Origin of the sequence: Serratia nevei (genome assembly GCF_024160145.1) — a bacterium.
In the GTDB taxonomy this organism is placed as follows: domain Bacteria; phylum Pseudomonadota; class Gammaproteobacteria; order Enterobacterales; family Enterobacteriaceae; genus Serratia; species Serratia nevei_A.
Map to the genome: position 1 here is coordinate 1 of NZ_JAMYWQ010000048.1, position 18,927 is coordinate 18,927.

At 62.4% G+C, this 18,927-nt stretch carries 20 protein-coding genes; 14 read left to right on the plus strand and 6 right to left on the minus strand.

Annotated elements, in window-relative coordinates; all coding sequences use genetic code 11:
• Window positions 1-162: 162 nt before the first annotated feature.
• The 3 genes from M6G53_RS22455 to M6G53_RS22465 are packed head-to-tail and all read right to left on the minus strand — an operon-like array spanning window position 163 to window position 4,735.
• Window positions 163-1,398 carry a cytochrome c gene (locus M6G53_RS22455; protein WP_253334592.1) on the minus strand — a complete coding sequence of 412 codons (1,236 nt, stop codon included), beginning with the start codon at window positions 1,396-1,398 and terminating at the stop codon, window positions 163-165.
• Window positions 1,395-1,949, minus strand: a complete 555-nt coding sequence (locus M6G53_RS22460; protein ID WP_253334594.1) for a (2Fe-2S)-binding protein — start codon at window positions 1,947-1,949, stop codon at window positions 1,395-1,397. The genes M6G53_RS22455 and M6G53_RS22460 overlap by 4 nt, the downstream gene beginning before the upstream one ends.
• A complete protein-coding gene (locus M6G53_RS22465) occupies window positions 1,946-4,735 on the minus strand; it encodes a xanthine dehydrogenase family protein molybdopterin-binding subunit (RefSeq protein WP_253334598.1) in 2,790 nt (929 codons plus the stop codon). The genes M6G53_RS22460 and M6G53_RS22465 overlap by 4 nt, the downstream gene beginning before the upstream one ends.
• 208 nt (window positions 4,736-4,943) lie before the next feature.
• Between M6G53_RS22465 and M6G53_RS22470 the strand changes: the two genes are divergently transcribed.
• Complete coding sequence (locus M6G53_RS22470) at window positions 4,944-5,528, plus strand: nucleotidyltransferase family protein (protein ID WP_253334600.1); 585 nt, start codon at window positions 4,944-4,946, stop codon at window positions 5,526-5,528.
• A gap of 8 nt (window positions 5,529-5,536) precedes the next feature.
• On the plus strand, window positions 5,537-6,589 hold the full coding sequence (locus tag M6G53_RS22475; protein WP_253334602.1) for an XdhC family protein: 1,053 nt from the start codon (window positions 5,537-5,539) through the stop codon (window positions 6,587-6,589).
• Here the strand turns inward: M6G53_RS22475 and M6G53_RS22480 are convergent.
• Complete coding sequence (locus M6G53_RS22480; RefSeq protein ID WP_253334604.1) at window positions 6,513-7,379, minus strand: helix-turn-helix domain-containing protein; 867 nt, start codon at window positions 7,377-7,379, stop codon at window positions 6,513-6,515. The two genes, M6G53_RS22475 and M6G53_RS22480, sit on opposite strands and share 77 nt — an antisense overlap.
• Before the next feature lie 149 nt (window positions 7,380-7,528).
• Entirely contained in the window at window positions 7,529-9,175 is a 1,647-nt protein-coding gene (gene fumA / locus M6G53_RS22485; protein ID WP_253334606.1) for a class I fumarate hydratase FumA, read from the minus strand.
• Between the two features lie 350 nt (window positions 9,176-9,525).
• On the opposite strand from fumA, the gene M6G53_RS22490 reads away from it, so the two are divergent.
• The 6 genes from M6G53_RS22490 (at window position 9,526) to ruvX (ending at window position 13,726) form a co-directional block, all read left to right on the plus strand.
• On the plus strand, window positions 9,526-10,038 hold the full coding sequence (locus M6G53_RS22490) for a SprT family zinc-dependent metalloprotease (protein ID WP_253334608.1): 513 nt from the start codon (window positions 9,526-9,528) through the stop codon (window positions 10,036-10,038).
• A 101-nt stretch (window positions 10,039-10,139) separates the two neighbouring features.
• Window positions 10,140-10,835, plus strand: a complete 696-nt coding sequence (endA, locus tag M6G53_RS22495; RefSeq protein WP_253334610.1) for a deoxyribonuclease I — start codon at window positions 10,140-10,142, stop codon at window positions 10,833-10,835.
• Window positions 10,836-10,904: 69 nt separating this feature from the next.
• Window positions 10,905-11,636, plus strand: coding sequence for a 16S rRNA (uracil(1498)-N(3))-methyltransferase (rsmE, locus tag M6G53_RS22500; protein WP_253334612.1), 732 nt, complete (start codon window positions 10,905-10,907; stop codon window positions 11,634-11,636).
• Between the two features lie 10 nt (window positions 11,637-11,646).
• Window positions 11,647-12,597 carry a glutathione synthase gene (gene gshB / locus M6G53_RS22505; protein ID WP_253334614.1) on the plus strand — a complete coding sequence of 317 codons (951 nt, stop codon included), beginning with the start codon at window positions 11,647-11,649 and terminating at the stop codon, window positions 12,595-12,597.
• Between the two features lie 143 nt (window positions 12,598-12,740).
• Entirely contained in the window at window positions 12,741-13,304 is a 564-nt protein-coding gene (locus M6G53_RS22510; protein ID WP_253334616.1) for a YqgE/AlgH family protein, read from the plus strand.
• Complete coding sequence (gene ruvX / locus M6G53_RS22515) at window positions 13,304-13,726, plus strand: Holliday junction resolvase RuvX (RefSeq protein ID WP_253334618.1); 423 nt, start codon at window positions 13,304-13,306, stop codon at window positions 13,724-13,726. The genes M6G53_RS22510 and ruvX overlap by 1 nt, the downstream gene beginning before the upstream one ends.
• Here the strand turns inward: ruvX and M6G53_RS22520 are convergent.
• Window positions 13,723-14,733, minus strand: a complete 1,011-nt coding sequence (locus M6G53_RS22520) for a type IV pilus twitching motility protein PilT (RefSeq protein ID WP_253334620.1) — start codon at window positions 14,731-14,733, stop codon at window positions 13,723-13,725. The two genes, ruvX and M6G53_RS22520, sit on opposite strands and share 4 nt — an antisense overlap.
• Before the next feature lie 20 nt (window positions 14,734-14,753).
• Here M6G53_RS22520 and M6G53_RS22525 point away from each other — a divergent pair, with 20 nt between their 5' ends.
• The 6 genes from M6G53_RS22525 to hemW are packed head-to-tail and all read left to right on the plus strand — an operon-like array spanning window position 14,754 to window position 18,921.
• The gene (locus tag M6G53_RS22525; protein ID WP_253334622.1) at window positions 14,754-15,461 is read left to right on the plus strand and encodes a YggS family pyridoxal phosphate-dependent enzyme; all 708 of its coding nucleotides are present in this window, start codon (window positions 14,754-14,756) and stop codon (window positions 15,459-15,461) included.
• 19 nt (window positions 15,462-15,480) lie between these two features.
• Window positions 15,481-16,302 carry a pyrroline-5-carboxylate reductase gene (gene proC, locus M6G53_RS22530; RefSeq protein ID WP_253334624.1) on the plus strand — a complete coding sequence of 274 codons (822 nt, stop codon included), beginning with the start codon at window positions 15,481-15,483 and terminating at the stop codon, window positions 16,300-16,302.
• 31 nt (window positions 16,303-16,333) lie between these two features.
• On the plus strand, window positions 16,334-16,888 hold the full coding sequence (locus M6G53_RS22535) for a YggT family protein (protein WP_253334626.1): 555 nt from the start codon (window positions 16,334-16,336) through the stop codon (window positions 16,886-16,888).
• A complete protein-coding gene (gene yggU, locus M6G53_RS22540) occupies window positions 16,885-17,187 on the plus strand; it encodes a DUF167 family protein YggU (protein ID WP_253334628.1) in 303 nt (100 codons plus the stop codon). The genes M6G53_RS22535 and yggU overlap by 4 nt, the downstream gene beginning before the upstream one ends.
• Window positions 17,188-17,192: 5 nt before the next feature.
• Window positions 17,193-17,786, plus strand: coding sequence for an XTP/dITP diphosphatase (locus M6G53_RS22545; protein ID WP_197767460.1), 594 nt, complete (start codon window positions 17,193-17,195; stop codon window positions 17,784-17,786).
• Complete coding sequence (gene hemW / locus M6G53_RS22550) at window positions 17,779-18,921, plus strand: radical SAM family heme chaperone HemW (RefSeq protein WP_253334630.1); 1,143 nt, start codon at window positions 17,779-17,781, stop codon at window positions 18,919-18,921. The genes M6G53_RS22545 and hemW overlap by 8 nt, the downstream gene beginning before the upstream one ends.
• The last annotated feature ends 6 nt before the right edge of the window (window positions 18,922-18,927 follow it).

Sequence of the window (18,927 nt, forward strand, 5' to 3'; positions counted from 1 at the left end):
CGACAGTAAACGCACGGGTCGAGTGGGATGGGAGAGATTATGGGAAGGATGGTTCAAACTGCAAACCATCCTTGAGGGTTATCTGCTGGCCAAGTCTCTCGAGCAAGAGATCTGATCAAGAGACAGCGCATCTGCGGGCCATTTTTTTCGCCTGAACGCCGCTTACTTGCGCAGCGCTTTCACCTGCTCGGCGGTGATGTCCGCCGGCAAGCCGCCCCAGGTCACGCGCAGGTAATTCACCAGCTCCGCCACTTCGGCATCGCTCAGCCGCTCGCCGAAGCCCGGCATGCTCTGCATGCTTTCATCGTTCGGGAACTGCTGGGCCGGCAGGCCGTCCAGCACCGACACGATCAGGTTCTTGCCGTCCGCCTGGCGCAGCGTGGCGTTATCGCGCATCGCCGGTGCGACGTGCGGTTTGCCCTCGCCTTCACGCGCGTGACAGCCGGCGCACTGATCCAGATAGGCCATGCGTCCGGCATCGCTGCCCTGGCCCATTTTCACCGGCACCGCCGCCGGCGGCTGCTCGCCCATCAGATACAGCGCCAATGCCTGATGGTCTTCCGGCGTCAAATGACGGGTGCTGAGATCCACCACCATGTGCATCTCGCTGAAGGCGGAACCCTGCGGCGCGAGGCCGGTGCTGAGGAAACGGCTGACGTCCTGCGGCGTCCAGCCGCGCTGCGCCAGGCCGTGCGGCGTAATGTCCGGCGCCATGAAGCGGCCGAGATCGCCGCCCTGCATCGGCTTGGCGAGATCCATCTGCCCCAGCGCGCCGCGCGGCGTGTGGCATTCGCCACAGTGCCCCAGCACGTCGGCCAGATAGCGGCCGCGCTGCCATTGCGGCGAACTGCCCTGCGAACTGGCCGGCAGCGGATCCTGGCTGCGGAACAGCAGATTCCAGCCGATCAGCGCCATGCGCTGGTTGAACGGGAACGGCATCTCGTTGGCCGGAATGGCCACGTCCACCGCCGGGCGCGTCATCAGGTAAGCGTAGATGTCGTCGGCGTCCTGACGCGACATGCCCTTGTATGAGGTGTAAGGCATCGCCGGGTACAGGTGCCGCCCGCCCGGCGCTACGCCCTGCGTCAGCGCCAGGAAGAAGTCGTCCCTGGTCCAGCGCCCGATGCCGTGGTCGGCCGACGGGGTCAGGTTGCTGCCGTAAATCGTGCCGAACGGCGTGTCCAGCGGATAGCCGCCGGCCAACGGCGCCCCGCCGCTGGCGGTATGGCAGGCGGCACAGTCGGCGGCCTGCGCCAGATAGCGGCCGCGGGCGATCTGTTCGGCGCCGGCGGTCACCTGCTGCACCGGGCCGTCATAACGGCGGTTCTCCCGCCACCACAGCAGCGCAATCACCACGATCGCCACCAGCAAAATCAACACTGCGAGACGTTTTTTCATTGCGCCGTCTCCTTCAGCAGACCCGGCGTTTTCAGCACCACGTCGCGCACCGCTTCGTAGTAGCGCACGTAGCCGGTGCAGCGGCAGATATGGCTGTCCAGCGCCTGCTCGATGGCGCTTTCCAACTGATCGCGAGCGATAGGCTCACGCTTGAGTTTCTCCACGAAAAGGGTGGCGGCATTGACGAAGCCCGGCGTGCAGTAGCCACACTGGAAGCTGTAGTGCTCCAGAAACGCCTGCTGGATCGGTGACAGTTCAATCACCTCGCCCTGTTCGTCCACCTTGGCGTGGCCTTCAACGGTGCGCACCTTCTTGCCGTTGAAGAAATGCGCGCCGGTGATGCAGGTGCGTACCTCTTCGCTGGTGCCGCTCGGGTGATCGACGATCGCCACGCAGGCGTGGCAAATGCCCTGCCCGCAGCCGAGGCGCGAGCCGGTCAGGTCAAGATACTCATGCAGGAAATCGATCATCATCAAACCTTCCGGCACCTCGATCGGGCCGTATTGCTTCTGGTTGATGGTCAGGGAGATCGGCTGGGTTTTAATGCTCATTGTAATACCTCACGAATATTTTCTGCACGAACGGGCAAATCACGGAAACGGTGGCCGGTGGCGTCGGCGATGGCGTTGACCAGCGCGGCCACGATCGGGATCATCACCACCTCCGCCATGCCTTTCGGCGGATCGGTTTCCGACAGCGCCGGCAGGATGTCGCCGCTCTGTTTCCACACCGCCACGTCGCTGGCGCGCGGCAGGTGGTAACGGTTGAAGTTCCAGGTGCCGTTGCCCGGGCCGTCTTCGTACAGCGGTAAATATTCGTGCAGCGCGTGGCCGATCCCCATCGCCAACCCGCCCTGCAGTTGGCCGGAAACCAGTTCCGGCACGATCAGGTTGCCGCACTCCATGATCGAATGGTGATTCAGCAATTCCACCTGGCCGGTGGCGATATCCACCGCCACTTCCGCCAGCGTGCCGACGGCGCTGTAGTAGGTCACCGCCGCATTGTTGCGCTGGGTTGGCGGGTAGTAGACCTGCCCGCGCGCCAGCGGTTTGAATTCGCCGCCGGCGTTGCGCAGCGCCATGCCGTCGATCGGCAGGCGCTCGCTTTTGCCGTTCAGCGTGAAATCGGCCTCCGCCCACTGCCAGCGGTTGAAGACGTGCACCGCCGCGCCGGTGACGCCGCCCATCTGATAGGCCGTCTTGGCCAGCAGCTCGAGGCTCAGCACCGACATGCCCGCCGCCGTCAGGCCGCCCTCGACCCAACGCGCATCTTCACGCCGCACCACCAGCGGCGCCGCCTGGCCGCCGCCGATGCCGGCCTGCCACAGCGCCATCGCCGCCGGCCACAGGCCGTGATCGAAGATCAGGCGCGCCGCTTCGCGGGTGCTGTGCGAGAAGTAATAGGCCGAGTTGCTGGCGCTGGACGGCGAACAGTAGCTCGGCGTCCAGTTGGGGTTGGTTTGCAGCTTGTCCTGCTCTTCTTGCGACATCAGGTAAGGATCGCCGCTGGTGACCATCGGCAGCACCGACCAGTCGGTGACCGAGAAATGCGCCTCGTCGGCCGGTTTACCCAGCCACTGCGCGCACAGCACCGACTGCGAAGTCGACATGCCGGTGCCCATCTCCGCGCCGCTGTGATGCAGCGTGATGCGGCCGTCTTCGCTCAGCGCCACCCGGGCGAACGAAGTTTCCGCCCCGGTGCCGAAGTCTTTCTGCACGCAGCCGAAACCAACGCCATAGCGCTTGCCGGGATGGCGGCTCTCAAACTCGGCCTTGCGTTCGGCGCGCTTGAGCCACATCTCATGCTTCGCCGCCTTCTCCAGCACTTCATCGGCGCGGATCGCGCCGGCCGGGATCGCCCCCTGGGTATTTTTCATGCCGGATTTCAGCACGTTGCGCAGGCGGAATTCGATCGGGTCGATCTTCAGCTCGGCGGCCAGCTCATCCACCATCATCTCGGTGGCGGCCATGCTCTGCAGCGTGCCGTAGCCGCGCGCCGAGCCGGCATCGATGGCGCGTGAGGCCAGCCCGACCGACGACAGATCGCTTTTCGGGAAGTAGTAAATCGACTGGGCGGCGGTCGCGCCGACCATCACCACCGAAGGGGTAAAGTTGCTGCGGCCGCCGCCGTCCGCGGTCATGTCGCCGAGGAACGACTGCATGACGCCGGTCTGGCGATTCACCGCGATGCGGTAGTTCATGTCGAACGCATGGCGCTTCAGCGCCGTCTGGAACTGTTCGAAGCGGTCGTTGGCCAGGCGCACCGGGTGGCCGTCGCCGTACATCGCCGCCACCGCGCCGTAATACGGGAAGTTGTAGTGATCTTTCGAGCCGTAGCCCACGGTGTAGCACGGGTGCAGGATCAGCTGTTTCACCGGCGGGTTGCGCTTGGCCAGCATGCGCGGCATCTCGTCGGCCACTTCCTGCGGCGACTGGGTCGGCACCACCAGATGCAGCGTTTGCGTCTCGGCGTCGAACCAGCCGTTGGCGTTGTCCGGCTCAAGCGCCGAGGTATCGATCGACTGCGTGGTGTAGCGGCGGGACATCACCAGCCAATCGGCCGGCGGATTGGCCATCTCGTCGGCAATCAGGCCCGCATAGCGCATGCCTTCCTGATCCAGCTTGCCGCCCTCGCGCCCTTCCGGCCACACCGGCAGGTGTTTTTTCATCGACACCGGGAAGATCGGCGTGTCCTTCAGGCTGGAGAAACGATCGTCGTCGAACGGCTGTTCGCCGCCCACCCGCACATAGCGGAAGCTGCCCCAGGGATCGCGCTCCAGTGGGCCGGTGACCGCGCCGTATTTGATGGTTTCTTCACGGAATTTCAGCTTGTCCTTGGCGAAGCGGAAACGGGCGAAGTCGTGATAGATCAGGATCGCCACCGCCTGGCCGAGATAGGCCGGGGTTTTGCCGCTCGGCAGCAGCATGTCGTCACCGTAGAACGCCGGGAAGGCCAGGCCATCGCGCGCCAGATCTTCCGCCGTCACCAGGCGATCCGGCTGCAGATCGTCCCCCAGCAGCGACAGATCGACCCCTTCGAACAGCCGGTCGGCTTTGGTGACGCGCAAAATGAAGGCATGCGCCTGCTTTTGCGGCCAGTGCGGCATGTCCACCGCGCGGATGTCGCGCGCGAACACCTTCTGCCCCATGACTTTGGCGCGGCCGTCGATACGAAAACGGACGCGTTTGGTCTGAGGATCCCAGTTGGGTGACTGGAGGATTTTTTGCTCGAACAGCGCGGCGTAGGCGCGGCTGTACAGGGGCGCGAGGTACACGGATACCCCCGCAATCACGGCGCTTTTGATAAAGCGGCGCCGCGACGGGTTGAAATTGCTCATAAATAAGTCCTTCACGTCTTTCTTGTAATTGGTTTTTGTTCGCGGTGTTGTTGCGCAAACGCTGACGACCTTGCCGTAGACGTCATAAGCATATGCTTATAACTAAAATTATGTGATGATTAACAGGCTGTTTTCAACAAAAAAACATTTACAAAACACAGATGGTTTGTAGGCTAATAAATAAATTGCGCAAACGCGGACTTCAACCATGACCACGGGCATTATCATTACCGCCGCCGGACGCGGGGAGCGCTTTATTCAGGCCGGTGGCCAGGGCAACAAATTGAACGCCGGGTTTGCCGATGCGGCGGGCGAGCGGCGTTCGCTGTTCGAACACACCCTGCGCCAGGCGTTGGCCTCCGGCCTGCCGGTACAGGTGGTGACCCGGCCGGACAACCTGCCGGTGCTGGCCGCCTGCGCCGCCAATCAGGTGCCGGTTACCCTGCTCGCCAGCGCGGGCCTCGGCGACTCGATCGCGGCGGCCGTTGCCGCTACGCCACACTGGCAGGGCTGGCTGATCCACCTGGCCGATATGCCGTTTGTCGGCGCCGAGGTTTTCCGACAGGTGGCAAGCGCCTTACGGCAACACGCGATCGTGCGCCCCTGCTATGCGCAACAGCCCGGTCATCCGGTCGGCTTTTCCGCCCAATTGCGCAAGCCACTTTGCCAACTGCGCGGCGATCACGGCGCGCGTGAACTGCTGCAAGGCGCGGCAGTGCACCTGCTGCCGCTTGAGCACCCCGGCGTCGTGCAGGATATTGATCTTCCATCACAACTCCCGGCCAGCGAGTAAATTCACCTATGCAACATCTTGATGTCACCGTGGTCGGCCAGGCGATAAGCTGGCTGCAGCAACAGCCGGTCTGGTTATGCACCGTGCTCAGCACCTACGGCTCTTCGCCGCGATCGCCGGGCGCGCTGATGGCGGCGACCCGCGACGGCCGCTACAGCGGTTCGCTGTCGGGCGGCTGCGTGGAGGAGGATTTTTTGCGCCGCGTGGCCGCCGGGGAGTATCAGGCGGCCAGCCAGGTGATCCGTTACGGTGAAGGCGGCATGACGCCCAACGTGGCGCTGCCCTGCGGCGGCGTGCTGGACGTGCTGATCGAATACCTGCCGGCGGGTGAAAACAGCATCGCTTACCTGCGACGCATCAACGGCGCGCTGGAAGGGCATCACGCGTTGATCAAACGCCTGACGCTGCCCAACGCCTGCCACAGCCTCGAGCAAAGCCACTTCACCAGCGCCACCCAGGTCGAGCGTCGGCTCGAGCAGATCACCCTGCACATCGCGGCCGCGCCGCGCCTGCTGATCGCCGGGCTGTCCAGCGTGGCGCTGTACTGCGCCGATTTCGCCGTGGCGCTGGGATTTGAGGTGCTGGTGTGCGAGAACCGCCCGGAAGCGCTGGATAACTTTGCCGCCGAGCTGAAACCGGGCGTGACGCTGCTGCGCCAGTTTCCGGCAAAATTCATTGAGGAAGGGGGGTGCCACGCCAATACCGCCGTCGTGGCGCTGACCCACGATCCGCGCATGGACGACCTGACGCTGATGGAAGCGATCCACACCCCGGCGTTTTACATCGGCGCCATGGGTTCGCTCAGAAACAGCGCGCGGCGGCGCCAGCGTTTGCAACAGATTGCCGAATTTACGCCGCAGGAGCTGGAACGCATCCATGCGCCGATCGGCCTGCCGCTGGGCAGCAAAACCCCGGCGGAGATCGCCCTGGCGGTGATGGCGGCGATCGTGCAGCAAAAAAACCGGCTGCCGGCCGCCGACGGGATCAATGCAGCGGCACCACCGGCACCAGATGCTGCAGCTCCAGATGCAGCTCCTCTTTCCCGCTCAGCGAATAGCTGAACACCGTAATGTCCGGCCCGTCACCGCGGGCCAGCCCCATTTCGGGCAACACCTGCGTGTAGATTTGAATGATGTGGTCGTTGAGCGCCACCGGCTTGCCGGCATAGCGAAAACGGCAAAACTCGCCGTGGATCTCCGGCAGCGGCTCCAGCACCACGCCTTCGCGCAGCGGGTATTCCGTCGTCACGCCCAGAGTATAATCGACCCTGACCCGCTCGCCGTCCGGCACCAGTTGGGTAAACGAATAGGTTTGCGTCGGGCGCTCGCCCAACAAGGTATAGAACTGCCCCCGCAGCGCGCTGCGCTGCGGCAGGTGCGACTTATCCAGCTTCTCGATATCCAGATGATAAGCGTACTGCTTGCCGTGAAAGGCGTATTGCCCTCGGGCGATGCTGACGCGCTCAACCTGAATATCGCCGGGCTGGCTGGCCGCCAGCGAACGCACCAGATTGCTGAAGTCCTGCTTGCGGGCATGGCGATACACGCTGGGCGATTCGGCAAAATGTTTCTTGAAACAGCGCGAGAACGTCTGCTGGTTATCGAATTGATATTCGACCGAGATATCGAGGATGCTCTTCTGCGTGAAACGCAAGGCGAAGGCGGCGAGGTAGAGGCGGCGAGCGCGGATATATGAGGCTAACGATAATCCGGTCTGCTTCTTGAACATGCGCTGCAGGTACCATTTCGTATAGCCTGACTTGGCGGAAACGATATCCAACGACAGCGGATTGGTCAGGTTGTCTTCAATCCAGACCAGCAATTCCTTGATATGACTTTCCTGCGTTCCCATGTGCTTGCCGAACCTTCTGTTGCCGCTATTCCATTAGTCGAATTTTAGTGCCATTCGCGTAGGGTATACAGGTTAAAACTTGACGTCCAGCAAGCTACAGGACTTTACACAATCCCCTTCGCCGCCCACAGGCGGCGAAGGGGTAGCGCTTATTTCAGGCAGCTGGAGCACTGGCCGGCCTGGATCTTCTGGAAGAAGTCATTGCCTTTGTCATCCACCAGGATAAACGCCGGGAAATCCTCCACTTCGATTTTCCAGATCGCTTCCATGCCCAGCTCAGGATACTCCACGCACTCCAGGCTCTTGATGCTCTGCTGCGCCAGCACCGCCGCCGGGCCGCCGATGCTGCCGAGATAGAAACCGCCGTGCTTGTGGCAGGCATCCGTCACCTGCTGGCTGCGGTTGCCTTTCGCCAGCATGATCATGCTGCCGCCGTGGGATTGCAGCAGGTCGACGTAAGAGTCCATACGCCCAGCGGTGGTTGGCCCCAGCGAACCGGACGCATAGCCTTCCGGCGTTTTGGCCGGGCCGGCGTAGTAGATCGGGTGATCCTTGACGTACTGCGGCAAACCTTCACCGCGATCCAGGCGCTCTTTCAGCTTGGCGTGCGCGATATCGCGGCCGACGATGATGGTGCCGCTCAGCGACAGGCGGGTGGAAACCGGGTACTGCGACAGCTGCTTGAGGATCTCGGCCATCGGGCGGTTGAGATCGACCTTGATCGCCTCACCTTCCCCGGCCTGGCGCAACGCCTGAGGAATGAATTTACCCGGGTTGTGCTCCAGTTTTTCCAGCCAGATGCCGTCGCGGTTGATCTTGCCTTTGATGTTGCGGTCCGCCGAGCAGGAGACGCCCATGCCAACCGGGCAAGACGCGCCGTGGCGCGGCAGGCGCACCACGCGGATATCGTGCGCGAAGTATTTGCCGCCGAACTGCGCGCCCAGTCCCAGGTTCTGCGCTTCTTGCAGCAGTTCCGCTTCGAGCTCCAGATCGCGGAACGCCTGGCCATGCTCGTTGCCTTCGGTCGGCAGGCCATCGTAATACTTGGTCGAGGCCAGCTTGACGGTTTTCAGCGTCGCTTCCGCCGAGGTGCCGCCGATGACGAACGCCACATGGTACGGCGGGCAAGCCGCGGTGCCCAACGTGCGCATCTTGTCGACCAGGTAGTTTTTCAGTTTGCCCGGCGACAGCAGCGCCTTGGTTTCCTGATACAGATAGGTTTTGTTGGCGGAACCGCCGCCCTTGGCGATGCACAGGAACTTGTACTCTTCGCCGTCCACGCTGTAGAGATCGATCTGCGCCGGCAGGTTGCTGCCGGTGTTGACCTCTTTATACATATCCAGCGCGGCGTTCTGCGAATAGCGCAGGTTCTCTTCGATGTAGGTGTTGTACACCCCGCGCGACAGCGCCGCTTCATCGCCGCCGCCGGTCCAGACGCGCTGGCCCTTTTTGCCGACGATGATCGCCGTGCCGGTGTCCTGGCAGGTCGGTAAAATACCCTTGGCGGCGATTTCTGAGTTACGCAGAAATTGCAGCGCAACGTACTTGTCGTTTTCGCTGGCGTCCGGATCGTCGAGGATATCGGCCACCTGCTGCTGGTGCGCCGGGCGCAGCATGAACGAGGCGTCATGGAACGCATGCTGGGCAAGCAGGGTTAACGCTTCAGGGGCAACTTTCAGAATTTCCTGGCCTTCAAATTCGCTCACGGCAACGTGGTCGCGGCTCAGCAGGTAGTATTCGGTATCGTCTTTCTTCAGCGGGAACGGATCTTGATAGTGGAACGGTTTATTCGACATTGATCTCTCACTTGCAACATCAGCTGCGTTAAATTCACACTTGCGGCGCACGGCTCGGCGCCTTGTCAAAAAACTGCCTCCACCTTACGTATTTTTAATCAGTCAGTTATTGCGCCAAATCGCAAAATAACCGCTCTCTGCGTAAGGGATTACCACGGGCGGCGTTTCAACCTTGCTCGGTGAGAACTGCGGGTACAGGCTCATCATGCACGCTTTATTATCCCGCAGTTAACACATTGATTACAATCCATCGGCGGCGATCGTCTTATCAATGTGGCGAAAAAGCGCCGGATGCGGATTTGCGCCGGGGCGTATTGTCAGCCGCCGCGCCATTGCTTAAGCTAGCCGCAATGAACAAACCAAGAATCCCCATCGCGCTGCAGCAAGCGGTGATGCGCTGCCTGCGAGAAAAGCTGCAGTTGGCCCGCCGGCATTTTGCCGTCGAGTTCCCCGAACCCAGCATCGTCTATCAGCAACGCGGCACCAGCGCGGGCACCGCCTGGCTGCAAAGCTGGGAAATCCGTCTGAACCCGGTGCTACTGCTGGAAAACCAACAGCCGTTTATCGATGAGGTGGTGCCGCACGAGCTGGCGCACCTGCTGGTGTTTCGCCAATTCGGCCGGGTGGCTCCACACGGCCGCGAATGGCGCTGGATGATGGAAAGCGTGCTGCTGACCCCCGCCAGCCGCACTCACCGCTTTGAGACCGCTTCGGTGCAAAGCAAAACCTTCCCCTACCGCTGCGGCTGCGGGCAGCATCCGCTCACCATTCGCCGCCATAACCGCGTGCTGCGCGGTGAAAGCGAATACCGCTGCCGCCGGTGCGGCGAAAAACTGAAATTTCTCGCTGACGAAAACCTTTAGTTAAACGATTTATACGTTAAAACAAGTAAATATCGCCATTTGCCACTATCGGCAAGTTCCGCTACCCTGCCTGCTTTTCCAATTTTGAGCTGTTTTGGAATATGCTTCGCAGAATTTTGTTTATGGCGGTTTTCGCCGCAGGCGCCGTACAGGCACAAGGCATCAATAACTTTTCTCAGGCCAAGGCGGCAGCGGCCAAGATTAACCAGGATGCGCCGGGCAGTTTTTACTGCGGCTGCCGCATCGACTGGCAAGGCAAGAAGGGCATCCCTGATCTCGCCGGCTGCGGCTACCAGGTGCGCAAAAACGCCCAGCGCGCGCAGCGCATCGAATGGGAACACGTGGTGCCGGCCTGGCAGTTCGGCCACCAGCTGCAGTGCTGGCAGGACGGCGGGCGCAAGAACTGCAACAAAGACGCCACCTATCGCCAGATGGAAACCGACCTGCACAACCTGCAACCGGCGATCGGCGAAGTGAACGGCGATCGCAATAACTTCATGTACAGCCAATGGAACGGCGGCGAAGGCCAATACGGACAATGCCCGATGAAGGTGGACTTCAAGAATAAACAGGCGGAGCCGCCCGCCCGCGCCCGCGGCGCCATCGCCCGCACCTACTTCTACATGCGCGATCGCTACCAACTGCGGCTGTCACGCCAGCAAACCCAGCTGTTCGAGGTGTGGAACCGGCAATATCCGGTGAGCCAATGGGAATGTCAGCGTGAAGCACGTATCGCCAAGGTACAGGGCAACCACAACCCCTATATTCAACAGGCTTGTCAGCAGCGGAAAAGCTAACCTACTATAGCCTTTATCTTTCATGGCGCCGCCAACCCGCGGCGCCGTTTCGTCAGGATCAGACTACCCATGCGCATACCCCGCATTTACCATCCGCAGCCGTTGACCGATCGGGCGGAGATCGCCCTCAGCGAGGACGCCGCCAACCACGTCGGCCGCGTGCTGCGCATGAGCGCCGGCCAGGCGCTGCAGCTGTTCGACGGCAGTAACCAGGTGTTCGACGCCGAGATAGTCCGGGTGGACAAAAAGAGCGTGCTGGTGCGCCTCGGCGACGGCCGCGTGGATGACATCGAATCGCCGCTCAACCTGCATCTGGGCCAGGTGATCTCGCGCGGCGAGAAGATGGAGTTCACCATTCAGAAGTCCATCGAGCTGGGCGTCAACGTCATTACCCCGCTGTTTTCCGAGCGCTGCGGCGTCAAACTGGACGGCGAACGCCTGGCGAAGAAAATCCAGCAATGGCAAAAGATCGCCATCGCCGCCTGCGAACAGTGCGGCCGCAACCGCATTCCCGAAATCCGCGAGGCGATGTCGCTGGAAGCCTGGTGCGCCGAGCAGGACGGCAGCCTGAAGCTCAACCTGCATCCGCGCGCCAGCCACAGCATCAACACCCTGCCGCAGCCGGTAGACCGCGTCCGCCTGCTGATCGGCCCGGAAGGCGGTTTGTCCACCGACGAAATCGCCATGACCACCGACCACGGATTTACTGATATTCTGCTGGGGCCACGCGTGCTGCGTACCGAAACCACAGCGCTCACCGCCATTACCGCTCTGCAGGTCCGCTTCGGCGACCTGGGTTAAAGGAGAAAAGATGATTAAGCTCGGCATCGTGATGGACCCTATCGATTCCATCAACATCAAGAAAGACACCAGCTTCGCCATGCTGCTCGAAGCGCAGCGCCGCGGTTACGAATTGCACTACATGGAGATGAACGATCTCTATCTGCACGCCGGTGACGGGCGCGCCCGCACCCGCCTGCTGAGCGTGAAGGAAGACAAGGAGAACTGGTTCAGCTTCGGCAGCGAGCAGGATCTGGCGCTGCACGATCTGGACGTGATCCTGATGCGCAAGGATCCGCCGTTTGATACCGAATACATCTACGCGACCTACATTCTGGAGCGCGCAGAAGTCAAAGGCACGCTGGTGGTCAACAAGCCGCAAAGCCTGCGCGACTGCAACGAGAAGCTGTTCACCGCCTGGTTCCCGGAACTGACGCCGGACACGCTGGTCAGCCGCAGCGCCGCGCACATCCGCCAATTCCATCAGCGGCACGGCGACGTCATCCTGAAGCCGCTGGACGGTATGGGCGGCGCGTCTATCTTCCGCGTGAAGCAGGACGATCCCAACCTGTCGGTGATCATCGAAACCCTGACTGAACACGGCAGCCGTTTCTGCATGGCGCAGAACTTCCTGCCGGCGATCAAGGACGGCGACAAACGCATCCTGGTCGTCGACGGCGAGCCGGTGCCTTACTGCCTGGCGCGCATTCCGGCGCAGGGCGAGACCCGCGGCAATCTGGCGGCCGGCGGCCGCGGCGAAGCACGCCCGCTGAGCGAGAGCGACTGGAAAATCGCCCGCGCCGTCGCCCCGACGCTGAAAGAGAAAGGGCTGATCTTCGTCGGCCTGGACGTGATCGGCGATCGCCTGACCGAGATCAACGTGACCAGCCCAACCTGTGCGCGCGAAATTGAGGCGGCATTCCCTGTCTCGATTACCGGCATGCTGATGGACGCGATTGAAAAGCGCCTGGCGGCGAAGTAATGCGCAATGCGGGCGGCGTGCCGCCCGCTCACCTGCCCGCTCCCTCTTTGCGCGCTTTTTCGCGCGGCTTGAAAGGCGGCGGGTATAGCCGCATACTGGCGGCTGTTTATTTTCTCACCCATTGATTACCTTATACTAACGCCATGAATTTACAGCACCATTTTCTGATCGCCATGCCCACCCTGCAGGATCCTCGCTTCAAGCGCTCGGTGATTTACGTCTGCGAGCACAACGAAGAAGGCGCCATGGGTTTGGTGATCAATAAACCGGTGGAGCAGTTCACGGTAGCCACGGTGTTGAGCAAGCTGAAGATCATGCCGCCTGCGCGCGACCCGGCCATCAGCCTGGACAAGCCGGTGTTTGCCGGCGGCCCGCTGGCGGACGATCGCGGGTTTATCCTGCATACGCCGCGCCACGGCTTTGGCGCCAGCATTCAAATTTCCCCCAACACCATGATCACCACCTCGAAAGACGTACTGGAAACGCTCGGCACGCCCGAGCAGCCGGACGATGTGCTGGTGGCGCTGGGCTATGCGGGTTGGGAAAAGGGCCAACTGGAGCAGGAGGTGTTGGAAAACGCCTGGCTGACCATCGAAGCCAACACCGACATTCTGTTCCGCACGCCGATCGCCAGCCGCTGGCGCGAGGCGGCGAACCTTCTGGGTATCGACATTCGCAGCATCGCCAACCACGCAGGACACGCCTGATGAGCAACCGCACCATTATCGCCTTCGACTTCGGCACCAAAAGCATCGGCGCGGCCATCGGCCAGGAGTTGACCGGCAGCGCCCGCGCCCTGCCGGCCTTCAAAGCGCAGGACGGCTCACCGGACTGGCTGAAAATCGAAAGGCTGCTGAAGGAGTGGCAGCCGGATCTGGTGGTGGTTGGCCTGCCGCTGAACATGGACGGCACCGAACAACCGGTGACCGCCCAGGCGCGCAAATTCGCCAACCGCCTGCATGGCCGTTTCGGCATCCAGGTCGATCTGCATGACGAACGCCTGAGCACCGTGGAAGCGCGCGCCAACCTGTTCGATCGCGGCGGCTTCCGCGCGCTCGACAAAGGCAGCGTGGATTCCGCCTCTGCGGTGGTGATCCTCGAAAGCTGGTTCGAACGGCAGCTGGGTTAACCCCCCGTTCCTTCCCCCAACACGCCGGCGTCGATCCGCTGCTGCAAACCTTGCTCAAAGGTCTGCATGCCGGACTGCGCGCCGGTTTGCAGCACGCTCGCCAACTGGTGGGTCTTCCCTTCGCGGATCAGGTTGCTGACCGCCGCCGTCGCCGTCAGCACCTCAAAGATCGCCACTCGCCCCCCGCCGGGCCGCCTCATCAGCTTTTGCGCGATCACCGCCTGCAGGCTGCCGGCCAGCTGGGCGCGCACATAGGGTTTCTCTTCCGCCGGAAACACGTCCACCAGCCGTTCCACCGCCTGCGGCGCGCTGCGGGTATGCAGCGTCGCCAGCACCAGATGGCCGGTCTCCGCCGCGGTGAGCGCCAGCCGAATGGTGGCGACATCGCGCAGCTCGCCCAGCAGGATCACGTCCGGATCTTCGCGCAGCGCGGCGCGCAACGCCGCATCGAAGCTGTGACTGTCGCGGCCGATCTCCCGCTGCTGGATCAGCGAGCGTCGGCTGCGGTGCAGGAATTCGATCGGATCCTCCAGCGTCAAAATGTGCCGCGGCTGGTGCCGGTTGATCTCGTCGATCATCGCCGCCAGCGTGGTGGACTTGCCGCTGCCGGTGGCGCCGGTGACCAGGAGAAGCCCGTCGTCGCGCCGCAGCAGCGCTGGGACGATGGCCGGGGCCGCCAGCTCGGCAAGCGAAGGCGCCTGCCCGGCGATGCGCCGCAATGCGAGAGACATCCCCGCGCTTTGCTGAAAAACGTTGGCCCGCAGCCGCTCCCCGCCCGGCCGGTGCAGCGCCAGATCGAGCTGCCCCAGCCGCCGCAGGCTCTCGCGCTGCTGCGCATTCAGCAATCCGTCGCACAGGGCCTGCACGCCTTGCGCCGTCAGCGTTGGCGCCGCCGCCAGCGGCTGCAGTTCACCGTCGATGCGTAACATCGGCGGATGACCGGCACAAAGGTGCAGATCGGAAGCATTATGCTTTACACTAAGGGCCACGAATTCATCGATATCCATATCACTCTCCCGGGTCAATAATGAGCACTATCCAACAGAACCTGCAGGATGTCAGAAACCGCATCGCGGCCGCCGCGCAAAACTGCGCGCGGGTGCCAGAAGACGTTGCCCTGCTTGCAGTCAGCAAAACCAAACCTGTGGCGGCGATCGAAGAAGCCATCGCCGCCGGTCAGCGCGCCTTCGGCGAGAACTACGTGCAGGAAGGGGTAGACAAGATCCGGCATTTCGCCGAGTCGCCACAGGGCTGCGAGTTGGTGTGGCACTTTATTGGCCCGCTGCAATCCAATAAGAGTCGGCTGGTGGCGGAACACTTCGCCTGGTGCCATACCGTGGACCGGCTGCGCATCGCCCAGCGCCTGAGCGATCAGCGCCCGGCCGACATGCCGCCGCTCAACGTGCTGATTCAAATCAACATCAGCGACGAGCAGAGCAAATCCGGCATCGCGCTGGCCGAGCTGCCGCTGCTGGCCGAGGCGATCGCCGCGCTGCCGAACCTGACGCTGCGCGGCCTGATGGCCATTCCTGCGCCGGAAACGGATTACCCGCGGCAGCTGGCGGTATTCAGCCGGATGAACGACGCATTTCTCGCCCTGCGTCAGCGCTATCCTCAGGTCGATACGCTGTCGATGGGCATGACGGACGATATGGCGGCGGCGATCGCCGCAGGCAGCACCCTGGTGCGCATCGGCACCGCAATTTTTGGCGCCCGCGACTATTCGCAGGCCTGACAAACTGACGAGGGATTTGATGCAACATCGCAAGATTACCTTTATCGGCGCCGGCAACATGGCACGTGCAATCATCGCCGGCCTGGTGGCGGGCGGCTATCCGGCCAAATCCATCAGCGTCTGCGCCCCTTCGCCGAAAAACCGCGACGCGCTGGCGGCGGACTACGGCATCGTCAGCAGCGACGACAACGTCGCCTGCGCGCGCGAGGCCGACGTGGTGGTGCTGGCGGTCAAACCGCAGCTGATGGCCGACGTTTGCCAACCGCTGCGCGAGCAGGTCGATTTCAGCGGCAAGCTGGTGCTGTCGATCGCTGCCGGTATTCAGGTCAGCCGTTTTTATCAGCTGCTCGGCGACAAGCTGAACATTGTACGCATCATGCCCAATACCCCGTCGCTGGTCGGCAAGGGCATGAGCGGATTGTACGCGCCAGAGCAGGTCAGCCAACAGGATCGCGACTACACCGGCAATTTAATGGCGTCGGTCGGTAAAGTTTGCTGGGTAGATGACGAAAATGGCATCAACGGCGTGATCGCTGCAGCGGGCAGCGCCCCGGCCTATTTCTTCCTGTTTATGGAAGCGATGCAACAAGAGGCAGAGCGTATGGGCTTCGACAGCCTGACCGCGCGCGATCTGGTGCAGCAGGCCGCCTCCGGCGCCGCCGCGCTGGTGGAGGCCAACCCGGATACACCGCTGGGCACGCTGCGCGAACAGGTGACCTCCAAAGGCGGCACCACCGCCGAAGCGCTGCGGGTGTTCAACGAACGCCAGCTGCCGGAAACCGTGGCGCAAGCGATGCAGGCCGCCGTTTCCCGTGCGCAAGAGATGGAAAAATTATTTTAAATAACCGCGAGTTAAGGAGAAGGACCACTTCATGCTAACGCTGACTTTCCTGGTCAAGACCGTTATTGATCTGTACGTGATGGTGCTGTTGCTGCGCATTTGGATGCAGTGGGCGCGCACCGATTTTTACAACCCGTTCTCGCAGTTTGTGGTGAAGATCACCCAGCCGGTGGTCGGCCCGCTGCGCCGCATCATCCCATCGCTGGGGCCTATCGACAGCGCTTCGCTGTTGCTGGCGTTCCTGCTGATGACCATCAAGTATCCGCTGCTGCTGCTGATACAAAGCCACGCGCTGTCGCTCAGCCCGTATAACCTGCTGTTCGGCCTGATCTCACTGGTGAAGTCCGTCGGCTATCTGATCTTCTGGGTGATGATCGTGCGGGCGCTGATGAGCTGGGTTAGCCAGGGCCGCAGCCCTATCGACTACGTGATGTATCAGTTGACCGAACCCTTGATGGCGCCGATCCGCCGCATCATCCCGGCAATGGGCGGCATCGATTTTTCCGCCATGGTGGTGATCCTGATCCTCTATCTGCTCAACTACCTGGGCATGGATCTGTTCCCTGAGTTCTGGTTCCTGCTGTGAATGCAGTCACTCCGGTACTGGACGGGCTGGCGATCAGGCTATATATTCAGCCGAAAGCCAGCCGCGACCAAATTATCGGCTTGCATGGCGACGAACTGAAAGTCGCCATCACCGCCCCGCCGGTCGACGGCCAAGCCAACGCCCATTTGATCAAGTTTATCGCCAAGCAGTTCAAAGTGGCGAAAAGCAGCGTCACCATCGAGAAAGGCGAACTGGGGCGGCATAAACAGTTACGCATCGTGAATCCGCAACAGATCCCCGCCGTGGTCGCGGCGCTCATCGAATCATTTTCAAGGTAGTCATTATGCAAAAAGTCGTTCTTGCCACCGGTAACCCGGGCAAAGTGCGCGAACTCGCCGACCTGTTGGCCGATTTCGGCCTGGACGTGGTCGCGCAGACCGATCTGGGCGTGGAATCCGCCGAAGAGACCGGGCTGACGTTTATCGAAAACGCCATTCTGAAAGCGCGCCATGCGGCACAGGTTACCGGCCTGCCGGCGATCGCCGACGACTCCGGCCTGGCGGTGGACGCGCTGGGCGGCGCGCCGGGCATCTACTCCGCACGCTATGCCGGTGAAGACGCCGACGATCGGCAGAACCTCGATAAGCTGCTGGCGGCGCTGAAAGACGTGGCGCCGGGCCGGCGCGGCGCGCAATTCCACTGCGTGCTGGTCTATCTGCGCCATGCGGAAGATCCGACGCCGCTGGTGTTCCACGGCAGCTGGGCCGGTGAGATCACCGAGCAGGCCGCCGGCGAAGGCGGTTTCGGTTACGATCCTGTCTTCTACGTGCCGGAGCTGGGCCGCACCGCCGCCGAGCTGAGCCGCGACGAGAAGCGGGCGATTTCGCACCGCGGCAAGGCGCTGAAGCTGATGTTGGAAGCCATGCGCAATGCTTAAGCTGCCCCCGCTGAGTCTCTACATTCACATCCCGTGGTGCGTGCAGAAATGCCCGTACTGCGACTTCAACTCCCATGCGCTGAAGGGTGACGTGCCGCATCAGGAGTACGTCGATCATCTGTTGGCGGATCTGGATGCCGACCTGCCGCTGGCCGGCGGCCGGGAGATAAGCACCATCTTCATCGGCGGCGGCACCCCCAGCCTGCTGAGCGCCGAGGCGATGCAGGCCTTGCTGGACGGCGTGCGGGCGCGCATTCGCGTCGCCGACAACGCCGAAATCACCATGGAGGCCAACCCCGGTACCGTGGAGGCCGATCGCTTCAGCGGCTACCAGCGCGCCGGCGTCAACCGCATCTCCATCGGGGTGCAAAGCTTCAGCGCCGAGAAGCTGACCCGCCTGGGGCGCATCCACGGCCCGGAAGAGGCCAAGCGCGCGGCAACGCTGGCGACCGGCCTCGGCCTGCGCAGCTTCAACCTCGATCTGATGCACGGCCTGCCGGATCAGTCGCTGGAAGAGGCGCTGGACGATCTGCGCCAGGCGATCGCCCTCAATCCGCCGCACCTGTCGTGGTATCAGCTGACCATCGAGCCGAACACCCTGTTCAGCTCGCGCCCGCCGGTTTTGCCGGACGACGACGCACTATGGGACATCTTCGAACGCGGCCACCAGCTGCTGAGCGCCGCCGGCTATCAGCAGTATGAAACCTCGGCCTACGCCAAGCCGGGCTACCAATGCCAGCACAACCTCAACTACTGGCGCTTCGGCGACTACCTGGGGATCGGCTGCGGCGCGCACGGCAAGGTGACCTTCAGCGACGGGCGCATCCTGCGCACCGCCAAGACCAAGCACCCGCGCGGCTTTATGCGTGGCGACTACATGGACAAGCAGCATGAGGTGGCAGCGGCGGATCGGCCGTTCGAGTTCTTCATGAACCGCTTCCGCCTGCTGGAAGCTGCGCCGCGCGCCGACTTCGTCAACTACACCGGGCTGGCGGAAAGCGTGATTCGCCCGCAACTGGACGAAGCGCTGGCCAAAGGGTATCTGGAAGAAACCGCGGAGCACTGGCAGATCACCGAGAAGGGCAAGCTGTTCCTCAACTCGCTGCTGGAACTGTTTCTGGCGGACGACGAGTAAAAAAAA